14 protein-coding genes and 1 tRNA gene are annotated in these 24,949 nt (G+C 49.7%); 9 read left to right on the top strand and 6 right to left on the bottom strand.

Going from position 1 to position 24,949, the window contains the following annotated elements; translation table 11 throughout:
* Nucleotide 1 precedes the first annotated feature (1 nt).
* Together Kalk_RS02485 and Kalk_RS02480 are read right to left on the bottom strand one after the other, a co-directional pair.
* Nucleotides 2–1,402 carry an adenylate/guanylate cyclase domain-containing protein gene (locus Kalk_RS02485; RefSeq protein ID WP_101892703.1) on the bottom strand — a complete coding sequence of 467 codons (1,401 nt, stop codon included), beginning with the start codon at nt 1,400–1,402 and terminating at the stop codon, nt 2–4.
* Nucleotides 1,403–1,552: 150 nt separating this feature from the next.
* Entirely contained in the window at nt 1,553–2,272 is a 720-nt protein-coding gene (locus Kalk_RS02480) for an endonuclease V (protein WP_158643273.1), read from the bottom strand.
* 262 nt (nt 2,273–2,534) lie between these two features.
* Between Kalk_RS02480 and Kalk_RS02475 the strand changes: the two genes are divergently transcribed.
* Together Kalk_RS02475 and Kalk_RS02470 are read left to right on the top strand one after the other, a co-directional pair.
* A complete protein-coding gene (locus tag Kalk_RS02475) occupies nt 2,535–3,086 on the top strand; it encodes a nitroreductase family protein (RefSeq protein ID WP_101892701.1) in 552 nt (183 codons plus the stop codon).
* 81 nt (nt 3,087–3,167) lie between these two features.
* Nucleotides 3,168–3,258 (top strand) — tRNA-Ser (locus Kalk_RS02470).
* A 177-nt stretch (nt 3,259–3,435) separates the two neighbouring features.
* Here the strand turns inward: Kalk_RS02470 and Kalk_RS02465 are convergent.
* Together Kalk_RS02465 and Kalk_RS02460 are read right to left on the bottom strand one after the other, a co-directional pair.
* Nucleotides 3,436–5,748, bottom strand: a complete 2,313-nt coding sequence (locus Kalk_RS02465; RefSeq protein WP_101892700.1) for a hypothetical protein — start codon at nt 5,746–5,748, stop codon at nt 3,436–3,438.
* 97 nt (nt 5,749–5,845) lie between these two features.
* On the bottom strand, nt 5,846–6,310 hold the full coding sequence (locus tag Kalk_RS02460; protein WP_101892699.1) for a hypothetical protein: 465 nt from the start codon (nt 6,308–6,310) through the stop codon (nt 5,846–5,848).
* Nucleotides 6,311–6,563: 253 nt separating this feature from the next.
* Between Kalk_RS02460 and Kalk_RS02455 the strand changes: the two genes are divergently transcribed.
* From Kalk_RS02455 to Kalk_RS02430, 6 genes are all read left to right on the top strand, one after another.
* Nucleotides 6,564–7,334, top strand: a complete 771-nt coding sequence (locus tag Kalk_RS02455; protein WP_101892698.1) for a glutathione S-transferase N-terminal domain-containing protein — start codon at nt 6,564–6,566, stop codon at nt 7,332–7,334.
* 100 nt (nt 7,335–7,434) lie between these two features.
* Complete coding sequence (locus Kalk_RS02450; protein WP_101892697.1) at nt 7,435–8,883, top strand: Wadjet anti-phage system protein JetA family protein; 1,449 nt, start codon at nt 7,435–7,437, stop codon at nt 8,881–8,883.
* A 4-nt stretch (nt 8,884–8,887) separates the two neighbouring features.
* On the top strand, nt 8,888–9,598 hold the full coding sequence (locus tag Kalk_RS02445; protein WP_101892696.1) for a DUF4194 domain-containing protein: 711 nt from the start codon (nt 8,888–8,890) through the stop codon (nt 9,596–9,598).
* Nucleotides 9,599–9,601: 3 nt separating this feature from the next.
* Nucleotides 9,602–13,237 carry an ATP-binding protein gene (locus tag Kalk_RS02440; protein ID WP_101892695.1) on the top strand — a complete coding sequence of 1,212 codons (3,636 nt, stop codon included), beginning with the start codon at nt 9,602–9,604 and terminating at the stop codon, nt 13,235–13,237.
* A gap of 3 nt (nt 13,238–13,240) precedes the next feature.
* Nucleotides 13,241–14,086, top strand: a complete 846-nt coding sequence (locus Kalk_RS02435) for an RluA family pseudouridine synthase (RefSeq protein ID WP_101892694.1) — start codon at nt 13,241–13,243, stop codon at nt 14,084–14,086.
* Nucleotides 14,087–14,267: 181 nt separating this feature from the next.
* Nucleotides 14,268–14,480, top strand: a complete 213-nt coding sequence (locus Kalk_RS02430) for a cold-shock protein (RefSeq protein WP_101892693.1) — start codon at nt 14,268–14,270, stop codon at nt 14,478–14,480.
* Between the two features lie 39 nt (nt 14,481–14,519).
* Here the strand turns inward: Kalk_RS02430 and Kalk_RS02425 are convergent, their stop codons facing one another.
* Together Kalk_RS02425 and Kalk_RS02420 are read right to left on the bottom strand one after the other, a co-directional pair.
* A complete protein-coding gene (locus Kalk_RS02425; RefSeq protein ID WP_199768055.1) occupies nt 14,520–15,326 on the bottom strand; it encodes a mechanosensitive ion channel family protein in 807 nt (268 codons plus the stop codon).
* Nucleotides 15,327–15,405: 79 nt separating this feature from the next.
* Nucleotides 15,406–16,440 (bottom strand): SDR family oxidoreductase, encoded by a 1,035-nt coding sequence (locus tag Kalk_RS02420; RefSeq protein WP_101892691.1) that lies wholly within the window; start codon nt 16,438–16,440, stop codon nt 15,406–15,408.
* Nucleotides 16,441–16,983: 543 nt separating this feature from the next.
* Here Kalk_RS02420 and Kalk_RS02415 point away from each other — a divergent pair.
* Entirely contained in the window at nt 16,984–24,588 is a 7,605-nt protein-coding gene (locus Kalk_RS02415; RefSeq protein ID WP_101892690.1) for an Ig-like domain-containing protein, read from the top strand.
* The last annotated feature ends 361 nt before the right edge of the window (nt 24,589–24,949 follow it).

Below are 24,949 nucleotides of genomic sequence, written 5' to 3'. Positions count from 1 at the left end.
ATTAGACGATCAACTTGTCACGGATACGTTTTGCAGCCTCTTCCAGTGCTTCCACCACCGTATCCTTGTCATAGTTACGGATTTTATCGATGTCTACGAACAGGGTGAACCCGTCTTTTTCGCATTCAAGGAAGCTTTGTGAGGCGCCGAGCTCTTTACGAAGATCCACTATTTCAAAAATGGGCACCGTTTTGCTGAAGCCTTTTACATTTATCTGTCCGCGATCCCGGCACATGATGACGTCACGCACCAAGTTGTAAGTGGATTCTGCGATTAAAATCTCGCCTGGTTGAGCCACAGACTCAAGGCGGCTGGCCAGGTTCACCTCGCGGCCGATGATGGTGTAATCCATGCGGGTTTCGGCACCAAAGTTACCCACTGTGCAATAGCCGGTATTGATGCCCATGCGTACTTGCAGGGGTTTGCTTATACCTTCTTTACGCCATTGCTGCCGTAATAGCTTCATTTTTTTACGCATTTCCAGCGCCATTGATACACAGGCAATGGCATCCTGTTTTTGTCCGCGAGACGTAGGATCACCGAAAAATATTAGTATGGCATCGCCCACGAACTTATCGATGGTGCCGCCATACTTCAGTGCAATCCGTGACATCTCGGTAAAGTAGCTGTTAAGCAGATCCGTCAACGCTTCTGGCTGCAGCTCCTCAGAGATTTCTGCAAATCCTTTTATATCTGAGAAGAACACGGTCAGTTTTTTACGCTGAGTTTCCAGTTTCACGTCGGTCTGCCCTGAGAAGATCGAGCCCCAGACCTGCGGCGGCAGATATTTGGAGAGTTTACGTGACAGGTTGGCGGATTCTTTCTGGCGTTTTTTCAGTTCGCCCTGGATCGACATCAGGGTTCTGGCTTGTTTGAACGAGAAATAGCCCAAAGCGGTGGAATACATGGTTACGCCGAACAGGCCCACGGTGAGGGTAAAAACGTTGGGTGGTTCAGGTGAAAACGCAGGCATCCCGACAACGGCCATGCCGATAACTGTGCCGATTATCAATGCCAGGCAGCTCACCAGCCAGCCGAAGATTCCACCAATGGTAATGGTGCCAGCGCTGACTAAGAAAAATAGAAACAGCGACAGGGCTGGATTGAAATGCAGCAGGGCGATCGAGCCACCGGCAATGGTCGAGTCCAACAGGATCAATATGGAATTGGTTTTACCTGGGTTGGAGCGCTGCCAGCGGGCAGTAATCAGATGGCTCAGCGCCGGGTATACCAGCGCAGCTACCGGAACCCACCATAGTGACTTTTGAATATCGCCAGCCAGCAGTGCGGTGGCTACGGTCAGGCAGCTCAGAATATAGGCGAAAAATCGGATATAAGACGGCGAAAGGTCTTTGTTGATTAGACTTTCGGGTGTTATGTCGAGAGCAAACTTGCTAGGCATCCATCTCCGTCCACGCCAAACAAAGCACTAGATGAATATCAATCATATCAAAGGCTTTGGTAACGAAATTCAAGTTGTTTTGTTAGTATGTTCAGAAGTGTAAGCGGTTGGGAACGCGCTAACAACTTCCTTTTTATAGGATTTGTGTTTTTACCGACCAGTGGCCGAGTGCACCAGCGTTAATTTAACCGGTGCTTCGTTATTATGGCCTGCTTCGGGGTAGAGCGCCTGTAAATATTCACGCTTGGAGAGGCTGGCGGGAATGTAGTCTAAAACCTGGGCTATAGATGCTTCCAGGCTGATTTTATGCCCGGGTGAAACCAATAGCGGGTCGGCGTTATCGATGATCCTCACGATTGCAGCAATTTGATTGTTGTCGTGGACACGCAAATAGCTGCCCCGTTCAAGGCCTAGGGTTTCCGTCATGTGGCGGGGTTTGACTGGCCGGATACCAATGGTGGGCACACTGCAGACCAAGCCCACATGAGATGCGACCCCAAAGCTTTCGTCACCGGTAACACCTCGTCCATCACAGATAAACAAGTCGGGAACGCGATTCAGCTTGTTCAGTGCGGCAATGATGGCTGGCACTTTGCGAAAGGCGTACAGCCCAGGCTCTAGCGGGAACTTGGCCGTCTTGATGGCGACTTTTCGTTCTAACAGGGTCTTGGATGGGCTTGATTGCACTGTTATGCAGGCTTGAATGGTTGCTGACTGGTCAGATTCGTTGTTGGATGTCAGCGAAATGCGGCCCACAAGCCGCGGTTGGCTGCAATCACCCTCTGTTATAATCCACGCGCGCAGATTTTTATGGATTGCTCTCGCGTTTTCCAGTGAAACATTCCATGAATGCAGGTTATGGGTTTTCATACCTGAATGCCCGACTCCGGTAAGATCATTGATTAAGTATTGACAAGAATCGGCGAGAGCTATGAGAACTGGCTCAAACTTTGGCGCTTTTCTGTGCAAAAAATGCACTAACGGCTCGGTTTGTTGGGCGAGCGGCAACATTACTTGGATAAACGCTCTTAAATGGAATCAGTTCTCATTTGAAGGTTGGGAAGCACACGATATCTTGGGGTATGATGCGCCTTAGGATCAGACACTTTGAAATTCCCATACAAGGCAGATTATGACCACTATTCTAGATGCGATGCTTGAGCGGGTATCGACGCCCAAGCTGATTGCTCCCAGCCCAAGCCGGGCGGAGCTGGAGCAAATGTTTCGGTGTGCTGTGCGGGCCCCCGATCATGGCCGATTGCGACCCTGGCGTTTTGTGGTGTTACAGGGCGCTGCACTGGAGGCGTTGGGGAGTGCGTTTGAGGCATCTCAGCCTGACGCGGATGAACAGAAGCGTATGCGATTACGTTCTATGCCATTGCGTGCGCCCATGATTATTGTCTCGATAGCGCGCTTGGACTGGGAGCATAAAAAGGTGCCCGTGTGGGAGCAGCAGGTAGCGGTGGGTATTGCTACTCAGCATTTGCAGCTAGCGGCGGGAGCCTTGGGGTTCGCCGCCATGTGGCGAACCGGTGACATGGCGGAGTCGGGGCCGGTGAGGGACTATTTGGGCCTTGCGGATGATGAGCAAATTATCGGCTTTCTGTACACGGGGACGGCGGACGGGGAACCCAAAGCTGCAGATCTGCAGCCTCTTGACGAAATCGTTGAATATCGAGGGTGATGTTCAAATTCCGTTGATATTTGGGATTAAAACCATTATCTTACGCGCCTCTCGATTGGCGTGTATGCGTTATTCGGGTCTGGTCAGGTGTCCGAGCGGTTGAAGGAGCACGCCTGGAAAGCGTGTATACGTTCATAGCGTATCGAGGGTTCGAATCCCTCCCTGACCGCCAGATTTCATCCTATCTTATTGAAACTCTTCAAGTAATTCATTTCCCCCTTTCTGTTTCGCACCGTTTCGCTGTGGGTTGGCTTTGCCGATTGTTTTGAGGGTGCCTCACATTAAGCAAATCTGCACAGAGTGGGCTGCATAAGTCTTCTGACTTGCTACAGCCCGCTTTATATAGATATTAGAGTGCGTCGAAACTCGCACTGAGTCCAAAGTGGTGGCGTGGTTCACCGACCGTTCTTACGCTTTCAGGTATTACTTGCAATGTGCTGTCGTCGTAGCTGAGTTGAATGCTACTGGGCAGCTGTACCAGAGTCAGGCCACGGTTAATCTGTTCTAAGATCACAGCCGCGATGGCTCGGGCAAAAAACAGCTTTGGTGGAAACTGCAGGCGATAGTCAAACCAGTGGCCAAGATCCAGGGTTATGTCGATCTCGGGGCTAATGAGCGCTAATGCCAATCCAGCATTACCGTCGGTTGAGAGTTGCACTGGCGCTTCCATATTGAACTGAATACTGCTTGAGGTTTCCCATTGCTCAGTTTCGTTTCTTACTTGATAGATGATCTCGAATTGATCAACTGTCAGGTAGGCAACCGAGTTGGTGTTACCGCGAAAGGTGAGCTCTGGTACGGTTTTTGGTGACATGATGATACGGGTGTTGGCGTTTTCCATTGTGGTGATGAAATAGCCACCGGTTTCTGTGAGTTCATCCAGAATCGGGACAGTAGGGGAGAGAATGCCTGCCTCATAGATTGCCAGTAAGGCTTGGTTGATGATGTTGCTGTTCACGACCAGCCCAAGGTTGGCGTTGGCATCTGCAGCGGGGACACCGGTAGGCGTGAAACGGAAGCCCAGCATGTTGGGGGTCAGGCCGGGTGCGGGCCCGAGGTTTTGAGGGATGCCGAGCAGATCCGGGAAGATATGGTCATCCAGCTGCAACACATCCGGAAAGCCTAGGTTGACCCCCAATTCCACTTCACCGGGTTCCAGTTCCGTGGTTTCTGTGCCAATGCGCCCCATGAGCGAGAGAGTCATGCGGTTGTCATTGATCACATCAATGTCTTGTATTCCCACCAGCACCGTCAGTAAGGCGCCATTGTTAACCGTGGCACCTAAGCGGATCTGCAGCTCATTGATCAAAGGGTCGATGATTAGATTGGCAATCAGTGGCACCAGTTTACCCAGCAACAGGTCTACAATTAGATCCCGTGCGGCTTCTATTCCATCCTCAATCAAATTAATGACCGCACCACCCAGCCCCTGACCGAAGTTCGCGATGGCCGAGGGGATGGGTATGTTCAAGTTGAAGTCACTGTCGGCACTGCCCAGGCCAATGGCATTGATGGATTGAACGCTAACATCGACATCACCGTTTTCAGCTTCCAGACCGAAATCCGCCGCCAGGCGTAGGCGGTTGATGTGGATCCCCCCGTTAAAGCTCAGATTCAGCCCTGATGTGCTGATGCCAAGAAGATCCATCAACCTCGACTCATCTGAGTTAAAACTGAGCAGACTGGTTTGAACATTCACGCCCAAGTCGGTGTTGCGCAGCTCTGCATCCAGACCGATGCCGTCCCAGCCAGAGCCGGACTTGAGGTCTAGATCGCTGATATCCAGTTCTTCGAAAGACAGGTCTGTGAGGGTGGCTCGAACCGAGATAAGGTCAACGTTGAGAGGGCCGATGGCTACTTCTGGTGTACATTCTCGTCTGCATATGTCGGTGAAAGGCACACAGACCCTGACACAGATTTCCTCCACGATCACGTATCGCCCAAGGCCGATTGATACGGATTCGTTAAATAGCGTGTTGGCGTTGGCCGAACCCAGCAGGGCAGCCAGGTTTTGCTCTTCGGCCAGCTCCTGAGCGAAGGGCACCAGCTCATTGATGGTGTCTTCGTCCACGTCCAGCTTCACTATATCGTTCAGCACGGTGGCGCGGTCAGCGTAATGATGAGTTGCCACCTGGGCATAAGAATCTTCAGTGGCAAACGTGTAGACCTGGCTAGGTGAAACCTGTGCTTCAAAGGCATTGTTTTCCCCTAAGCTGGCCATGACGCCGTTGACTGCCACAGAATAGCCGCCGGACGGATCAATCAGAACACCGCGAACCGTCACCAGATCACCCGGCAGGGCCTCGGTGATGACCACGCGCGGGCCTTCGTTATCAAAGTAGAAGAACCGTCTGGGGCCAAACTGGTGAGGATCAACCGCGATATTGTTTTGGCCTTGCGTCAGATAAGGGGCGAGGTCGATGCCACTCGCTATAGCCTGGCCATCAGAGAATGCGAATAGATGATGTACCGGAACACCATTCAAGGTGATGCGATCTGGCATGGCATTGGCGCGAATCAAAACCCGTTGCGGTAGTTGATCGATATAGCGCGCATTCTTGATAGGCAGCACAATCTCGTATTCCTGATTGCGACAGCCGCTGGTAAAGAAAATTGAAACGAATAGAAACCCGAAAAGAAGTCGACCGGTAATTTTTGTCATGCCCCACCACCCCAAAGTTTATTGCGTAGGGCTTGAGTTTAGTGCGTAGTCGATCGGTTTGTAAAAAGAGGGAGGCAATTACTTCGCCCGGGCAGGGCTATGCAAGCTCGTTTGCTGGTTCGTGTTCAAGCATCATGTCGCGAACGATTTGTAACCGCTGGGCCTTGGAAAGGTGGATTTCATCAAACAGGAAAAGGTGCAGCATGCGCTGAACTTTTCGGCAGTTTTCTCCGGTTTGTCGCTCACGATAAAGACGCTTGTTCCAGGCAGCGGTGTCAATATACACAATCTGAAACGCCATTGCCTGATTGCGATATTGAAACCCAAAGTGGCGTTTCTTTTCGTTCTTGTTCACTTCCAATAGCACATGCAACTTTCCGATAATATCGAAGGCACTGCACTGGCTATCATTTAACCATTTCTGGGTATCGGGAGAAATTAACACTTGTTCTGAGTCTTTGGTTTTACTCAGTTCTCGCAGAAATGCGATGTCATGGCGGCGGGTTAACCGGTGCGCAAGGCGGTAGTCGATAACTGAGGATGTGTTCGAATCTCGATCCATGTCTATTGCCCCCGTTGTGCCGAAGTTTTAAATCCCCTTAACAGTAGCGCGACCGTTTCGATTGTGTCTGTTACATTTTGTTAATCCTGCTTATTAAATCGCCTGTTGCTTAGGCGATTTTTACGGGGGTAGACATAGATCTCAATTTGATATCCCTATACGGATGCCTTGAATGGGCTCTAAATTGGTTTCATACTGCGCACCAAATTAAACAGATTGATTTAGTTACAACCTAGAATACAAGGGGCGAGAGATGGCAATCAGCATCAACAGAGCAAAATTAGTAGGTTCATCGGTGTTGGCGTCGACTATACGGGGTTGGCGCGGAACCAATGCCAGCAGAACCGTGCAGCAGCCCGCCATGCTTCCAGAGCTGTTCGACCGTGAAGGTTGCGCCCATTGCCGGTTTGTACGGGAAGCCCTGACAGAACTCAACCTGGATGTGCGCATTGTACCGGTTCCCTTGGGTGGTACCCGATTCTCCCAGCGATTGATGGATATCAGTGGATCAGATCAAGTGCCCTATCTGGTGGATCCCAATACCGGAACCAAGTTGGGCGGAAGCGATGCGATTATTCAATATTTGTTCAAGCAATACAGTGATCGCATTATGCCGGAGCAGTTAAAGGCGACACCGGCGAACGTTATTAAGTCCCGGCTGGCGACAACCGTGCGCGGCTCTCATGGGCTGGATGCCGATTCTTCCAAGCCTGCCACCCAGGACATGACCCTTTACAGCTTTGAGTCCAGCCCCTATTCGCGGCCGGTGCGGGAGCGACTGTGCGAACTGGAGATCCCCTATAAATTAGTCAATATTGGTAAGCAGCAGCGGGCCGACATTGGGCCATCTAACTTCCGCCTGCATTTGGGTGAATACAAACCTTTGCCAAATACCAAGCGCTCTGCGTTTCTGGCGGAGCATGGAAATGTACAGGTGCCTTACCTGATCGATCCAAATACAGGCCAGGATCTGTTTGAATCTGCGGACATACTTAAATACCTTAACGAGAACTACAAAATCTAGGCAGATATCCATCATTATCGAGTAATAAAGATTGGCGCTTTGCGGCATAGCACCTATGATAAACAGCTTATGATAAGAGCGATGCAGCAAGCGCCCACCTATGTTTTTTAGTGAAGAACGCAATCAGTTTTTTCGACCGCTGACCAGCAAATACCGCGAACAAATCCTTGAGTGCTTGCGCCTATTGTACGAGCGCTTGTACAGCGCGCGCGCCGACTACGGCGAATCCCTGCAGCGCGATCAGATCATCGAAATCTTCGAAGAAGCCCTTGCTCGTGCCCCGCAGTTGGATTCGGGTGATTACGGCAATGAAACCCGCTTTAAATCCGAGCGTGAACAGGCCAGCTGGATTCTCAACCAGTTATTGGAATACGGCTGGATCGAAAAGCAAGTGGATCAAGCCACCTTGCAAAGCACATTCCCGTTTACCCGCATAGGGCGCATGTTCACCCAGAGCCTTGCTGAAATGGGCACAGCATCGGTACGTACCCGCCATCGCAATACCCGCAATACACTTAACGCCCTGGAGGCATTTTTATCCAGGGGCGAAGTGCACGACCTGATGGATGCCTATGAATATTCCGAACGGATCATCAGCGACTTCAGCGACGTAATTGCAGAGTTGGAAGAACGTAAACGGGAGCTGGTACGTCAAGTAGAAACCCAGCTTTTGGTACAGCAGGCGACCGACCACTTTTTTGATTTTATGGAAAAGCGTTTTCAGCCGGATGTTTCTATCCGCCTGTCTGCCGATAGCGTCGAAAAACACCGCGATGCTATTCAAACGGTTATTGATAAAATCCGTCGTAAACGCAAGGAATTCAAGCGAGAGGCTGAGCTAAAGCTCAGAGAACTGGCACCGGAACTGGTGCACCCCAATCAATCGGTTCTGTACTTTGTGTTGGATGCCATCGAAATTCGCATGCGTAATGCCGCCGATTTGATGTTGCCTGCCCTGCGCCGAGCGTTGCAGAGTTTCACCAAGCGGGCGGACATTATTATTCGACAGCTTTCATACCTGACCAGTCAACGTGACAACAGCGTAGTGGACGTGTGCCGGGAGCTGGCGCAACTGGATAGCGATCGGCAGAACCAGGTGCTGGAGCGTGCGGGTACACAGTTAGCTGGTTTGCATTTTAGATGGTTGGACCCTGATCAGCTAAGGTTGCAGATGAAGCGTGAGGAACGTGTGCTATACACTCGAATTGATGATGCAGGCGAGGTGGATGAATCGGCATTACGTGAAGTGGATACCCAGCAGAAACTGGATCAGGCTTTTATCACGCATAATGAAGGTCTACATGATTACCTGATTACGGCCATGATTGGTACTAATAAGGTCAGCACTCGGGATCTTCCTTTGCGAACTGCACGTGACGTATTGGCGATGTCCCATGCTATCGAGACGGCCTCTTATCAGGCGGTGGATAGTGATTACCAGTTTGTTGTTTCACCTACGGGCGAAACTGCTTCCAATGAGTTTTTTGATTCCTTTGATGTGTTTGACATTGAATTGATAAAAAAACCGCAACAAGAAACCGATTCCTAGACTTATGAAATTGACCGAACAATTGCAGCAGGCGTTGATTACAAAACGCTTTTCAATGGATGAATTCAGTGAACTGTTGATCCGTTTGATGGATTACGGCGTGCTAAGCCGGGATGAGAGCCAAATAGAAACCCTGTTGTACGATCGATTCGTACAGCTCGAGGAACTGGTGCTCGACTACTTAAGCCCACTGCATGTTCGGATTCAACATGACACCCGTTTTGGGTTTGTTCGCGTGTTTCCCCCAGGGGCCAAAGTACCTGGGCTGCCTGACGATGACAACCAGCCCTTCGCCGGTGGCTTGCGCGCAACACTGTCACAACAGGAGATCGCCGCAGTATTGGTGTTACGGGCTGAATACGATAAAGCATTGCGTGAGGGGCAGGTTGACGACCAAGGTTGTGTTCTGCTTTCACTCGAAGGGTTTGGTATTGCGATGCGCAACTTGTTGAATCGCTCATTGCCAGAGAAGAAAACTGAACGCACCCAGCTGTTTCGTCGTATTCGCCAGTTGCGACTGATCCGCTTCATCTCTAGCGCAGAAGAGAGCACAGATGATGCCTGGCTCAAGATCAGACCTTCCATTACCAGTTTTGTCAGTGAGGCGGTTCTACAGCAGATTCGCCAGGACTTGCCAGCATCCGATGAAAACGGTGCAGGTGAGGGTGGGGCGGTAGAGTCTACATTGTTTACCCGTCATGAAGAGGCCGAATAAGCCATGTATTTAAAGAAAATGATTTATGTTAACTGGGGTAATATTCCGCAGATGGAAGTGGAATTTGGCCGAGTGAATCTGTTTTCTGGTGGCAATGGCTCGGGTAAAACCACAGCGGCTGACGGTATCCAAACGCTGATGACCGCGGCCCATGAGAACCTATTCAACTACAACCCAGGGCAAGACGAAACCACACAGCGTGGCCGTGGCGGAAAGCAAGTGCGAACATTAGCGTCATACGTGCTTGGTTGTGATGACGGTAGTTACGCCCGACCTCAACAAACCGATGCCTATCTGGTGGGTGTATTTACACCAAGTGCAGGGGAGCAAGGCGAAGAATTCAGCGTGGTGCTGGCTGCGCGAGCACATTTGGATAGTGCCGGGCAACAGCGACAGGCTCGCCAGGATCAATTGTTGTTCTTGTGTGTGCCAGGTGAGACGCTACGTTTGGATCAGTTCGTGCGCCAGTATCAAGACGGTAAGCATGTGGTGCCGATGACGGACGTTGTTGATTTGCTGCGTCGGGAGTACCAAAAAGCCGCCGTTGAGGTATACGACAAAAAAGGAGCATACCTGCGTAGGTTTTACGGTTTACTCCGTGGGCGAAAAGATGCTGTTACGGATCGCGAAGCCAAGCACGCGGCGCGAACCTTTGCCAATTTTATGGCCTATAAACCCGTTAAGAGCATCAACGAATTCGTTGCGGATGAGATTCTTGAGCGGAAAGACTTGGGTGAAGCCATTCGCACAGTTTCCGATCTGATGAAAACCATACATGGAATGGAAGAGGAATCTCGCTCTATTATCCAATCACTGGATATTCTGGAGCGTTCCAGGGCGGCCTGCCGGACTTACACGGATGCCTGGATACAAAGACAGGTTCTGCACTATCAGGATTCTCAGCGTCAATTGCAGGTCAAGCAGCGTGCCTATGTAACTTCAAGGAAAAAACAAGCATCGCTATTGGATGAATTGAAGGAACGAGATAACCGGCTGGAGGTAAACAAAGCGCGTCGTGTGGAAACCCATGATGAAATCGTTGCTTTGGAAGCTCAGCGCCGAGGGGTATCGGTGTTGAATGAAAAAGATAAGCTCACCCGTCAAGTTGAACGGATGCAACAGGAATTGGCTCAAAAAGCTCAGCCTCTGTTGACTCAGGATCATCAAATCAATGACAACATCCGATTTGCCAATAGTTTGGCTGGCCTTTTATCGCAGCAGAGCTGGGGGGCTGACCTGCCCGCTCTGGAAGCGAAATCCCTGCGTGAGAAGCTGAAAAATGTGATCCAGTCAGGTCATTCGGCAAAAGTCGATCTGGCCGGGCTCTTTGGTAAAGACTGGGTGGACCTTGCGCCACTGGAATCCTCGTTAGATCAGGCCATTGAGGTTGAGAAGCTACACAATCAGCTTTGTGCAGAGTTGCAAGGCTCCCTGGATGACGGCAAACCCTCTTTGCGTGATCTTGTTTCACAGCTGCGGGCGGATACTGAACGTAATCTTCAGGCTCGCAGAAAACAACTTCAGGTAAAAGAGCGGGAAATCAGCCAGCTGGAGGCCCGGCAGGTCGGTTACCCTGCCCATGTGGAAGTTGCCTTGGCTGCTATTCGTGAACAATGCCCTAAAGCTGAACCTCGCGTGCTGTGTGATTATGTCGAGGTTCTGGATTCCGACTGGCAAATGGCCATTGAAGGTTATCTGGGCGGAGCCCGTTTTGGCATTGTGGTTGCTCCTGAATACGAGGCTGACGCAATATCAATAGTACGTAATTTGGCAGGACGGCGTAGCGCTGCTCGGGTGGTGCAGGGCGCTCGAGCCGAGCGAGATGCGGCGCGCTTGAGTAATTCCGCTGACTCGATTGTTGAGATTCTCTCATTTCAACATAAAACGGTTGAGTATTATCTTAAAGCCAGTTACGGCAATGTGGTGCGGGTAAATAATGCACAAGACCTCAAAAATGTAGCCCGTGGCATCACGCGGGAGGGTCTTGCGGCAGGTAACTATAGTCTTTGGCGTTGTGATATTCCTGATAGTGAATTGGTGTTCGGACAATTTGCCCTTGATAAAGCTTCGGCAGCTAAGCAAAACGAATATAACGATCTGCTGAAGCAAGCTCACGCAGCACAGGAGCAATTGACAGGCATTCAACAATTGCTAAAAGCCATCGAAAGTATTCGTCGAGTTGATTACGCCACCCTGATGCAGGGAATTCTGGTGTTGCATAGAAAGCTACGACAGACTGAAAAAACACTTGCCGACTTGGATGCAGGTGAATTTAAGGTGTTGGATCAGGAGTTGCTTGCCCTGCAAGAGAAATACGCGGCGCTAGAGGCTGATTTAAAACAGCTGGAAAACGAGAAAGGCCGACTTGCGCAAGAATATGACGCAGAGCAGGTGCTTTGCCGCAAGATAGCAGATGACCAAGATAAACTGATAGAAATTGCAGAAGATAAAGAAATGTCCGTTAGAGGCATTGCCAAACTCTATCCTCAGTTCGATGCAGAGGCGGCCCTGAAGCAGGCCGACGAAACCCTTGTTGTAAATGATCAGAATTTTTATCAGGATGAAATTCAACAGTATGATCGAATTCTAACAGGGTCAGCCAATGAGCTTTATGAAACATTACTGCGTCATAATCAACATTGTAATGCAGCCGACACAGTCATCTATGATCCCCAGATAGAAACGCTCCACATGCCTGTCTTTTTCAAGCGAATAAACGAGGTCTATCAGGAGGTGGATAATATTTCGAACCGCCTCAAGAATAACGTGCTGGTTGAAAAGTATGAGCAGTTGGCCAAACTGAAAGACCGGTTTAATGAGACCTTTGTCAGTCATCTTTGTCACAGTATTTATCAAGCCATTAATGAAGGTGAGCGTGCGCTGACGGATCTCAACAGGGAGTTGGAATCTCACCGCTTTGGAACAGATCGCGAGCGCTTTTATTTTGCTTGGAATTGGGTGCCTGAATTTAAGGAATATTGGCGCTTTTTCAAGGAAGTGTCCCGTTTACCAAATGTTGGTGATGGTTCAAGCCTGTTTGATATGGATGTGCCTAAGGCGTTGCTGTCTGTGCGCGATAAACTGGTATCGATGCTGCTGGATGAGGATGAACAAAAAGCCATGCGCGAATTGCAGCGCATTGCGGATTATCGGAATTACCGCAGCTACGATATATATAAGGAGCCCGAAGGTAAGCAACCGATCGCTCTCAGCCAGTATGGAACCGGGTCGGGTGGTCAGTTAGAAACACCGGCTTATATTATTCGTTCTGCTGCGGTTACTTCCGCTTTCCGTTTTAATGAAGGATCGACTCATTTGCGCATGGTGTTGGTTGATGAAGCATTCTCCAAGATGGATGAAACTCGCTCTCGTGAGGTAATCAACTATCTTACGGATGCGTTGGGTTTGCAGTTGCTTTTCATTATGCCAACGAGCAAGTCAGGTCCATTTATGGATGTGATCAGCCACCAAACGGTATTCACTAAATGTCCATCTGGTAAAAAGGTTGGCGAGTTAAACACTCGAGTGCTTGTTGATCGAAAGCGTTGTAATCAAGACAAGATTGCCGAACTGTGGGAGCAGTCGCGTCAGAAGATAAGGGATCAAGCGACACTGGATTTTATGGAAGGGATAAGCTGAATAATGGTAGGGGACATAAGCGCTCAGCGTGTTCAGAAATCCTTTCATTTAAAGGAGCCGGTTGGCAATGTTTGTGACTGGCTATCTGAGCAGACGGGCTTACCAAAAGGGCGCGTTAAGGTGGCCATGGCTAACGGTGCGGTACAGGTAAAAAAGCCTGGTGCCAAGTGGCAGAGATTGAGAAGAGCGACCGCAAGTTTGCCTTCAGGGTCTTCTATAAAACTCAGTTACGATCCAGTCCTGCTTGCTATTAAACCGGAGCCGCCGGAGCTGATTTCCGATTGTAGTAAGTATAGTGTTTGGTTTAAGCCGCCGGGCTTATTGTCTCAGGGAAACGATTGGGGTGATCACTGCAGTATTCTGCGATTGGTGGAGCAGTCTTTCGGAAGCAAGCGCCATGTGTTTTTGATTCATCGCCTTGATCGTGATGCTTGTGGTCTGATTCTGGTAGCCCATGATAAAAAGTCTGCAGGTTTACTGAGCAATCTTTTTTCAGGCCGAGACATTAATAAATCCTATTTAGTCCGTGTTGAGGGGCAGTTACCTCAGTCGGTTACTCGTATTGATGCTCCATTAGATGGAAAAGCCGCTGTCAGTACAGTGGAAATCATCGGTGTGGACGAAGATTCCAGTTTGCTTTCGGTTTCGATTGAGACTGGGCGTAAGCATCAGATACGCCGACATTTGTCACAAATTGGTCATCCTGTGCGCGGTGATGCGCTATATGGTGTCAAAAATCCTGGCGGATTGCATCTTGCTGCAACCAAATTGGATTTCATATGCCCTGTTCGGGGGCAACAGGTTATCTTTGAGCTATCTTCATCCCGTATTGGGCGCTATTGGCAGTAAATGTCGTTGACGGGCAAGGTTGCACGGTTATAATCAAAATTAAGCGCTTTTTTTGCTTTGGTATTCAGGCTGGATTTAACGACCTGCTTCCGCTGCGTTATTTGTAATATTCTGGTGATAAGGTGCTGTAAACTGTACTTAGGTACGCGTAAAGTAAGTTATGAAAAGCTAGGTAAAAAATATGTCAAACCCCTCTCAAGGCAAAGTAAAGTGGTTCAATGAGTCTAAAGGTTTTGGTTTCATTGAGCAGGATAGCGGTCCCGATGTTTTTGTTCATTTCAGTGCGATCAGTGGTAATGGATTCAAAACGCTAGCAGAAGGTCAGCGAGTGCAGTTTAACGTAACTCAGGGGCAGAAAGGCCCTCAGGCTGAGAACGTTCAACTTGTAGACTAAAACGAAAAAGGGTGAAGCTTAGCTTCACCCTTTTTTTTATCATTCCGCTTTGTTTACGTGTAGTTCCATCTGAGGGAACGGAATACCTATTCCTGCCTCGTCGAACGCATATTTAACCTTCTCATTGGTATCCCACAGCACAGCCCAGTAATCCCCCGAGTTTACCCATGGGCGAACCACAAAGTTTACCGAAGAATCGGCCAGCTCTGAAACCGCAACCACAGGTGCAGGATCTTTTAGGACACGCTCATCTGCATTAAGAATATCCAGCAGGATGTTTTTGGCTTTGCGAATGTCGGCGTCATAAGCGATACCTACTACCATGTCCACACGGCGAGTAGAGCGAGCGGAGAAGTTGGTTATAGTGCCACCATAGACTTGGCCATTCGGAACGATCACTTCTTTGTTGTCGCCAGTTTTCATTGTGGTAGTGAATATACCAATGTGCTCAACAACACCGGTAACACCACCTGCATCCACAAAATCCCCGTTTTTGAACGGGCGGAACACGATGAGCATTACACCAGAAGCGAAGTTTTGCAGAGAATCTTTCAACGCCAAACCAACAGCGATACCGGCGGCACCCAGCAGGGCGACCAGGGAGGTGGTGTCTACGCCGAGCTGCTCCAGTGCTGCAATGATGACAAACAGCATCAACACCCAGCGCATGATGGATGACACGAAGTTCACCAGCAGAGCATCCATGCCACCTTTTTCCATGGCGTGTTTAGCTATTTTCACGATGACGTTGATTACAATACGACCAACCAGGAAGACAACAATTGCCATTCCTATGCTGATTCCCCACTCCAAAAGCAATTCTTGAGAAAAGTCTTTTGGTAACATGCCCTCGAACATAATATTGCCCTCCTACGTTTATGAGAGGGCAATATTACAAGACAAGTACTATAAATCCACTACAAAGCTAGTAATTAACGCTAGTCTTCAAGGGCATTGGACGTGTTTGGGTGTTTTGGAACTCGGCGCTTTGAAACCAAGCAATGGAATCACGTAAAGAGATACGAACATCCCTTGGATTGTATCCCAGTTCCTTACGGGCTTTGTTGCAATCCATAAAGGCGAATTGAGAGGCGTATTTTAACTCTTTGGGGATAATATAGGGCTTACTGTGGGTGATGTTGTCTGCAATGAATTGTGCCAGCTGAGCACCACCTTCCACTAGCATACCGGGTAACGGTATGACTCGATCAGATTTGCCCAGGATTTCTGCGCAAATTTTACTGAATTCCTCACCTGTTACGTTCTCGTTGCCCAGAATGTATTTCTCTCCTTGTCGACCCTTCTCCGCTGCCAGTATGTGACCTGCTGCGACATCGCGCACGTCGACCAGGTTAAAGCCGCCGGGGAATGAAAACCGGGCACCACCTTCGATCATTTTCATAATAATGCCACCGGTTGGGGTTGGCGCTACATCCCCTGGTCCAAATGGAAAGGCAGGATTGACCACCGTTAAATTCAGCCCTTGCTCGGCGAAATCCAATGCCTCTTGCTGGCTTAGATATTTGCTCAGTATGTAGGGGAGGGCATCATATTGGTTGAAAGGCGTTGTTTCGTTGGAGGCGGCGCGGCCAGGTAACAGTCCGATAGCGGACAAAGAGCTTGTGTATACAACCTTTTTGACGTTTTTTGCGTTCATGCAGGCCCAAAGCACGTTTCGGCTGCCTTGCATGTTTACTTCCCATAATGGCTTCCAGTCAGGCATCCAGGTAGCGTAAACCGCCGCGAGGTGGAATACGGTATCTACATCTTTCACGATTTCTTTCACGAAATCTTTATCCAGCATGTCACCTCGTACGATCTCAGGCTGGTAGTGATCAATGTTGTGGGTGCGCTCGTTTGGCAATACTGCGGCGCGAACGTCGATGCCTTTCGCTGTGAGTTGATCTACTACATGAGAGCCGATAAATCCGGCGGCGCCGGTGACTAGTGCTTTCTTCATCTTCTGGTTATCCCTGTTAGTCGAATTGTGGAACTTACACAGTTTATTATGTGATTTTGAGGGGTTAATCAGTGCAAGGGGGCTTTGATAATTGCTCAAAAAGAAGGGCTTGTGAATGACAAAAACGATTAAGGATTGATGAAATATTCCAATCGGGGAGGTGGTGACCTGATAGTCAGTATTTTGCAAGGCACCTATAGTGTATTGATTTTGTAAATATGATGCGTTGGTTTCGGTGAATATTATTTCATAAAAACAAAGTGTTAGGCTTCGTGTATTTACAGGCCATACGTGGATGAATGATTCAATCGCTGTGTGAATATTGTTCGGGAATTCTGTAATGCTATGATTTAAATGGCATTATTTCCTTTTTTTAGGTAGCCTCTGTTGAAAACTTGAATGATTCTCTTTCTACGTACAAGCCACAAAAAGTAGCAATACAAAACCCTCCAAGACCTACGGTTTCTCTGGGCTCGACTATATTTCATTCATAGTTCCCTGGTGTTTTAGGGCTTATAAAGCAATTAGTTGATTGGAGGTTGGGTGTCCCAATTGGGTGCGATCCGATATTTGGTAGTTCTCGGTTGCATATTGCTCATCACCGCTTGCGGTGGTGGTGGAGGCGGTGGTTCAGACACGCGCAGTGGTTCTGAGCAAACCGAAAGCAGTGATTCAGGTAGTTCCGGTACCTCGGAAGAAGACAACAGCTCGGAGTTTAATGATTCGGAGTCTGGTGATGGCAGCGGTACCGGAAACGTAGATCCAGGGAATGAAGCAGGCGAAAATACGTCGACCAGTGATTACGTAGCACCGGCCGTGGTTTCGTTGTGGTCGGATGATGTGCCTTTTGGTGAAGGGCGGGTAATTGATGATACCGTCGCGTTCTCAGGCACAGGCGAGCCAGGGCATATTCTTGAATTTTGGTTGAACGGCGTGATGAACGCGTCAACTGTGGTGGATTCACGAGGCGAGTGGCGCATCGATTTTACCGTCGTCACTTTGATTCCAGATCGTTATGAGGTGAACCTCGTTACGGTGTCTCCTGCCGGTGAGAGCGTTGCATCCGCCAGCACCTTTACATTTCGCTATGACCCCACGGCTCCTGCGTCACCTATCATTTCTTCCATCACGGACGATTCCTATGTGGCTGGGGACGGCTTTACGACGGACGGCACTTTAGTCATCACCGGAACAGCCGAACCCAGCATGACGGTCACCCTCTATCTTAACAGTGTGGCTATCGGTACGAGTATTGCCGATGGCGAGGGGAACTGGTCTGTCGATTACAGCGCTGTCAATTTATCCGACGGAAGCTATATGTTGACTGCAGACTCCACGTTTTTGACTCTGCAAAGTGCTATTTCCCCACAATTCCCTGTCGTTATTGACCGGGTGCCACCTGCCGCTCCTTCGGTTCTGAATATCTCACTTGACTCTGGGCTGAGTGCGACGGATTACATTACCAATGACACACGTTTGGTATTTGATGGCGTCTCTGAGCCTTTTGCTCAAATTCGTTTACGCCGTGATGCTACCGTTCTGGGTAATACTACCGCTGATGCGAGCGGCAACTGGTCGTTCGATTATTCAGTCGTTGCCCTGTCCGAAGGTGCGCATAGCGTGCAGTTGATGGCGACCGACCGCGCAGGCAATCAATCGGCTTGGTCTTCTTTGTTCAACCTGATGATTGATACAGCTGCTCCGAATCCTATTGGGTCGATTGCATTACAGCCGGATACCGGTGTAGTGGGTGACGGGGTGACAGCTACTGGTGCTATTCAGTTAGTGGGTACGGCTGACGCTGGGGATTATGTTGAGGTGTTTGTTGACGGCTCCTCTGTCGGCCAGGTTCTGGTGGACTCCAGCGGCGATTGGATTCTTGATTTAAGTGCCGCGCCTTTGGTGAACGGCAACTACAGCGTAACCACTCAAGTTGTGGATCTGGCGGGGAACCAGTCTTCAGTCTCACCTGGTTTCGACATTGTGATTAATGCGTTGCCCCCTAGTATGCCTGTGATCTCGGGGATAACAACGGATACAGGTTTGGCGTCTGACGGCATAACTGCGGATTCAACATTGGAAGTGCTGGGTACTGCCGATGCAGGCGCCGATGTCTATGTTTATATCGATGGTGTTGGTGTTGGCGTAACCACTGCAGATATGTTTGGAAACTGGAGCTTCGACCATACCGCAACTGTGTTAACGGATGGCGTACACATTCTTACTGCGCAGGCTGAAAATATTTCCGGATTGCAGTCACCGATGTCGGTTGCGTTTAATTTGGTGATTGATACTGCTGCGCCAGTGGTACCGGCGATTACTTCCATGACTACCGACACCGGTGTGTTGGGCGACTTGATCACGGGTGATAACACCTTGTTGTTCAGCGGTACCTCCGAGGCAGATGCCACCATTGAAGTGTTCATCGGTGGTAGTTCGGTGGGCACCACCACTGCCAATGGCAGCGGTGTATGGACCTTCGATTACAGCGGCACCACGCTATCCGACGGTGCCTACAGCATTACCGCTACGGCGCAAGATGCATCTGGTAATACCTCGGTGGCTTCGTCTGCGTATGCCATTACCATAGATACAGGTTTGCCAGCAGCCCCTGCTATCACCGCCATGACCACTGATACGGGTGTGTTAGGTGATCTGATCACCGGCGATAACACATTGCTATTCAGTGGTACCTCCGAAGCAGATGCCACCATTGAAATATTCATCGGCGCAAGTTCCGTAGGCACCACCACTGCCAATGGCAGCGGCGTATGGACCTTCGACTACAGCGGCACTACCTTGAGTGATGGTGCTTATAGCATTACCGCTACGGCGCAAGATGCATCTGGTAATACCTCGGTGGCGTCATCTGCGTATGCCATTACCATAGATACAGGTTTGCCTGCAGCACCTGCTATTACCGCCATGACCACCGATACGGGTGTGTTAGGTGATCTGATCACCGGTGATAACACCTTGCTATTCAGTGGTACCTCCGAGGCAGATGCCACTATTGAAATATTCATCGGCGCAAGTTCCGTAGGCACCACCACTGCCAATGGCAGCGGCGTATGGACCTTCGACTACAGCGGCACCACGTTCAGTGATGGTGCCTACAGCATCACCGCGACGGCACAGGATGCCTCCGGCAATACTTCAGTAGCTTCCACTTCCTTTAACCTGACGATCGATGTTGTCGCACCTGCGGCACCTTCCGTAGATTCCATCACCCTGGACAGTGGAATTCTGGGAGATCTCATTACTAGCGACAACACACTGCTCATATCGGGTACCGCCGAAGCCAATAGTACAGTTGAATTGATGGTAGGCGGCATATCTGTGGGCACTGTGGCTGCTAACGGAAGTGGTGCATGGTCGTTCGATTACACGGGTACGGTACTTTCTGATGGAAGTTATCTTTTCTCAGCAACCGCAACAGATACCGCAGCCAATAACTCGGCGACTTCCAGTGGTTTTGCTGTCACGATCGACTCCAGCGCACCTGCAGCACCAGCTGTGACGGCAATCACCACCGATACTGGCAGCAGCGATGGCATTACCAGCGATAATTCGTTGGTGTTTTCAGGTGCCGCCGAGGCTAATTCCACGGTTACCGTCTTTGTCGACGCCGGTTCCATCGGTACCACCACGGCCAGCGGCGCGGGCGCCTGGAGCTATGATTACACCGGCACCAGCTTGAGTGATGGTACATACAGTATTACCGCGAGCACTCAGGATACAGCAGGTAATACTTCGGCACTGTCATCCACATTCAGCGTCACCGTCGACAGCTCAACTCCAGCAGCGCCAGCCATTACGGGTATTACAACAGACAGCGGTGCCAACGATGGTATTACCAATGACAACACCCTGATCATTTCCGGCACCGGAGAAGTGGGGCTGGTAGTGGACCTGATGCTTGACGGCTCCAGCATATTGACGCCTACCGTAAACGGTAGTGGTGTCTGGACTGCAGATTACACGGGCGCCAGCTTAAGCGACGGCAGCTATACCCTTACTGCAACTCAAAGTGACGCTGCTGATAACACTTCAGCAGTGAGTTCTGGTTTTGCCTTGCAAGTTGATACCGCAAATCCAACACTGAGTACCACGTCACCAGCAGATGGTGCCACCACTGTAGGATTCAACGACAATTTAGTACTCAACTTTGATAGCAACGTCTACGTGCAAAGCGGCAACATCGTGATTAAGCGCAGCAGCGACGACAGCACCTTTGAGACCATTCCGGTTGGCGATGCCAGAGTCACGGGCAGTGGTACCAGTTCCATCACGGTCAATCCTGCCGGTACATTCTACGGTGGTACTGGCTACTATGTGCAAATTGACGCCAGCGCCTTTGGCGACTTGGCGGCTAACAGCTATGCCGGGATAGCCAACACCACTGACTGGAACTTCGTAACCCAAGCTACAGCGATTGCGTCCAGCACTCCGGCAGACGAAGCTACTGGAGTGGCGCTGAATTCCACCTTAACGCTGAACTTCAACGAAACAGTGTATGCCAATACCGGTAATGTAGTGATTCACAAAACCAGTGATGACAGCGTATGGGATACCATTGCAATAAGTTCCGGTCAGGTGAGTGGTTCGGGCTCAGCGTCTATTACCATTACCCAGACAGATGTGCTGGAACCAAATACTGGGTATTACCTTACTATTGATTCTGGTGCTCTGGTCAACGGCGGCGGTGCCAGTTTTGCGGGTATTTCCGCTAAAACGGATCTCAACTTTGTCAGCGTTAATGTTTCGGTGCCTACGGTGACGAATGTAACATCCTCTACTGCCGATGGTTCCTATGGCGTCGGTAGTAGTATTAACGTATCTGTCACCTTCAGTGAGTCAGTTGATGTCACCTTGGCATCGCCCTATATAAACGTTGATCTGGATGGAGTGGATCGAACCGCTGGCTATGTATCGGGCACGGGTACGGCCACTCTTCAATTCACCTACAGTGTTGCTTTTGGTGATGGTGCAGCGGATCTCGATTACGTCGATGTCAGCTCTCTGGTGCTCAATAGTGCCCTTATCAGGAGCGTAAACTATGCGAATGCTGATCTTACGCTACCGGCTCCGACAACGGCAGGTTCCCTGTCTGCCAATAAAAACATAGCCATCACAGCCGATGTGATTGATGTGGCCACTATGACAAGCAGTGATGGGTTCCAGGTGCAGGGTAGTACTGCGGGAGAGCACATTGGTTGGGCGGTCAATGGTGTGGGTGATGTAAACGGCGATGGCTTTGAAGATTTTGTCACGGGTGCGCCGGATAACAATGGATCTGCGGGTGTTGCTTATATTGTCTATGGGCAAGCTGGATCGACCCGATCCAATTTCAACAGCTCTACCATTACCAATGGCACCAATGGATTCAAAATTATTGGTCAATCCGCTGTGGATAAGCTCGGCGGTGCTGTCGGTGGAGCCGGAGACATAAACGATGACGGCTACGACGATATCTTTGTTGCTGCACCGCTGGAGGATAACTATGCCAGTGATGGCGGTATCGTTTATATCATCTTCGGCCAAGCCAGCAACAGCGACGTTAATATCAGCAGTTTCAGCAGCAGTAATGGTTTCAGAGTTACAATATCTGAGGCCAGCGCTCGAATTGGTGATTCCTTCACTGATTTTAGTGGTAACGGTCAGGGTATTGATGCTGGTGGCGACTTTAACGGTGATGGTATTGATGACCTGATCGTAGGCATCCGATACAGCGACGAGAATGGCGCCGATAGTGGCAAAGCCTATTTGATATTTGGTGAGTCGGGTGCCACTCGAGGTGATGTAGATCTTGATCTGATCGATACCACCGGCCCTGATGGCATGCTGATTTATGGGGCCAGTGCCGGTTGGCAGCTCGGTCAGTCCGCACGCTTTGTGGGCGATTACGATGCTGATGGTTATGACGATATCGTGGTCAGTGCGATCTTCTCCGGTGCGGTGGCGTCAAATGGCGGTCAATCCTTCCTGATATTTGGCTCGCCGGGCCCGATTTTCAACGCTATTGATGTGGCAACATTATCCGGGGGCAGCGGTTTCAAAATCTCTTCTACAGAAGTGGGGAGTATTATCGGTCATTCCGTTGATGGCGGTGATTTCAATGGCGACGGTATTAGCGATTTACTGGTTTCGTCCAATGGTAAAAGCATTAATGGCAAGAGTGGTAACGGCGCGGCCTTCGTGATTTACGGTGACAATGGCGGATCCTATGGAAATATCGACGTAGACACTTTGCTTTCCAGTGAAGGTTTTGCCATCTACGGAGAAAACGACGCTGATAACATGTCTCACAGCTTGGCCAGTGCGGGCGATTTTAATGTCGATGGTGTGGATGATGTGTTGCTTGGGGCCTATATCAATGGCGAAGGTGGCGCAAACGCTGGTGCCGGTTATCTGGTGATGGGTAAAGACGGGGCCTCACGGGCTGATGTGGATTTGGCCACTTTGAATAGCAACGATGGCATTAAAATCATTGGTGCTGCTGCAAATGATCGTCTGGCTCAGGCCAGCGGAAATGCGGATGTAAATGGTGATGGATTCAACGATCTGATATTGGGTGCAACGCTGGGTGATAATGCCAGTGCTGACGGTGGTGAAACGGTTGTAATCTGGGGGCGGGAACTGAGCCAGTCCGTCAATACCAGCCTTGCCGGAGACAGCGGCGCCAACAACCTTGTGGGCACCAGTGGCAACGACACCATAGTAACCGCCGGTGGAGCCGATGCTGTTGCAGCGGGCGCAGGGGATGATGTGATTCAACTGGCTGATACGACCTTCTACAACATAGAGGGCGGGTTGGGCACCGATACATTGCAATTCACCACTACCCTGAACAATCTGGATCTTACCGCAATAGGGCCGGAAATCATTAATGGCATTGAAGTGATTGATCTGGCAGATAGCGGCAATACACTCACGCTTAGCCAGAAATCCATGCTGTCATTATCAAGAGAAACCCGCACTCTGTTTGTTAAAGGTGGGTCCAGTGATGCCGTGGTATCTTCAAGTGGCGATGGCTGGTGCTATACAGGCACACAGAATGTGAGCGGAATTAATTACGACATCTACTTAGATGAGGGAGCAATCCTGTATGTACAGACAAGTATCGATTCCAGTGCAGTGCCAAGTTTCAATAGCACCCAAACCTATTCGTTCGACACTACCGGTGGTGGTGCTAATGTGTCCGGTAGTGTTACTGACTTCCCAGTGCTGATCAGGGTGTCTTCTGGAATAGTTAGTTCATTACAAGGCAGCAAAGCAGACATACGCTTTACCGATAAAGATCAATTGACCTGGCTGCCCTATGAAATTGAAGTAGGGGCCAGTGGAGAGTTGTATGCGTGGGTACTGGTGCCGCAGGTTGATGGTAATTCCTCCGGTGATTACATCGTGATGCACTACAACGATGTGCAGAACGGAACTGTGCCTGATCGACAGAACCCGTCCAAACTCTGGAAAGATTATGGTGCTGTCTGGCACTTTGACGAGGGCACCTCAGGCACCGCTTATGATTCATCTGCCTTCCAAAACCATGCAGCACAAATCAGCGGCAGTGTTGGCGATAATCCGGATAAGTTAATCGGTTATGGTCGAAACTTCAGTGGCAACGAAGCACTTCAGGCACCCTATGATATTTCATTCAACTCCAGCAATCAGGCGTTCACAGTGGAATCCTGGGTGCGTGAGCCAGGGCTGACTTTGTTGGGGCTTAAGACAGCGAGAGAAGTTCTATCACGGGGGACCAGTGGAACATACTGGGAAATGACCTCGAACTCAGCAACTCTCATCATAGGAACGCCGCCTAGATTTATAGTTGATGATGGTGGTTTTGGACAAACCAGCTTGAGTTTTGATGGTGGTGGATTGTTATTTACATCAACACAATGGGTGCATCAGGTCGCCGTGATTGATCCAGCATCTGGCATACGTATTTATTCCAACGGAGGCCTTGCTGGAACGGCAGCTTATAAGGCTACAGAAAACGGCCAGCCTTTCAAAATGGGCAACAGCAGTGCTGATGTCCAACTTGATGAAGTGCGTTACGGTCGCTTTGCCGCCGACGCAAACCGCATCAAATTGAACTACGAGAACCAGCGCAGTGGTTCGAGCTTTGTGTCCCCCCAGTTCTGATTTCAGGCCATGATCCCGCGAGGCTATATACAAATGGCTGATATTACTTAATGGGTTTGTCGTGTCGGACTGGATGCTTATTCTTGGCTATATGTGCAAGGATTGTATGGTTTTTGTAATTTCCTGGATTTCTGCCAAAAATTTTCGTCTATCAAAATCAATAGATTAGGTTGGCTAACTGAGTTCGTAGCTAAGCTTTCATCGTTTTTATTATAAAGTTATGTGATTTTTAGATGCTCTAACTAATTGATTTGATGACACTTTAATATATTTTCTTTGTTTGGTTCATCTCAGTTTTGCTCCCTGTTCCTCTATGACTTTGTATAACAAAATTAAGCGCGATTAATGCGGCTGGAGCCTG

Origin of the sequence: Ketobacter alkanivorans (assembly GCF_002863865.1) — a bacterium.
Taxonomy (GTDB): domain Bacteria; phylum Pseudomonadota; class Gammaproteobacteria; order Pseudomonadales; family Ketobacteraceae; genus Ketobacter; species Ketobacter alkanivorans.
The sequence above is the reverse complement of the archived record's forward strand: the minus strand, read 5'-3'. Positions and strand labels throughout refer to the sequence as shown.

Excerpts from the sequence above, each read along its gene's own strand:
- Kalk_RS02435 (WP_101892694.1), top strand. The coding sequence starts at position 13,241 with ATGGTAGGGGACATAAGCGCTCAGCGTGTTCAGAAATCCTTTCATTTA.
- Kalk_RS02465 (WP_101892700.1), bottom strand. The coding sequence starts at position 5,748 with ATGACAAAAATTACCGGTCGACTTCTTTTCGGGTTTCTATTCGTTTCA.
- Kalk_RS02430 (WP_101892693.1), top strand. The coding sequence starts at position 14,268 with ATGTCAAACCCCTCTCAAGGCAAAGTAAAGTGGTTCAATGAGTCTAAA.
- Kalk_RS02440 (WP_101892695.1), top strand. The coding sequence starts at position 9,602 with ATGTATTTAAAGAAAATGATTTATGTTAACTGGGGTAATATTCCGCAG.
- Kalk_RS02480 (WP_158643273.1), bottom strand. The coding sequence starts at position 2,272 with ATGAAAACCCATAACCTGCATTCATGGAATGTTTCACTGGAAAACGCG.
- Kalk_RS02420 (WP_101892691.1), bottom strand. The coding sequence starts at position 16,440 with ATGAAGAAAGCACTAGTCACCGGCGCCGCCGGATTTATCGGCTCTCAT.
- Kalk_RS02455 (WP_101892698.1), top strand. The coding sequence starts at position 6,564 with ATGGCAATCAGCATCAACAGAGCAAAATTAGTAGGTTCATCGGTGTTG.
- Kalk_RS02460 (WP_101892699.1), bottom strand. The coding sequence starts at position 6,310 with ATGGATCGAGATTCGAACACATCCTCAGTTATCGACTACCGCCTTGCG.
- Kalk_RS02450 (WP_101892697.1), top strand. The coding sequence starts at position 7,435 with ATGTTTTTTAGTGAAGAACGCAATCAGTTTTTTCGACCGCTGACCAGC.
- Kalk_RS02485 (WP_101892703.1), bottom strand. The coding sequence starts at position 1,402 with ATGCCTAGCAAGTTTGCTCTCGACATAACACCCGAAAGTCTAATCAAC.
- Kalk_RS02445 (WP_101892696.1), top strand. The coding sequence starts at position 8,888 with ATGAAATTGACCGAACAATTGCAGCAGGCGTTGATTACAAAACGCTTT.
- Kalk_RS02475 (WP_101892701.1), top strand. The coding sequence starts at position 2,535 with ATGACCACTATTCTAGATGCGATGCTTGAGCGGGTATCGACGCCCAAG.
- Kalk_RS02425 (WP_199768055.1), bottom strand. The coding sequence starts at position 15,326 with ATGTTACCAAAAGACTTTTCTCAAGAATTGCTTTTGGAGTGGGGAATC.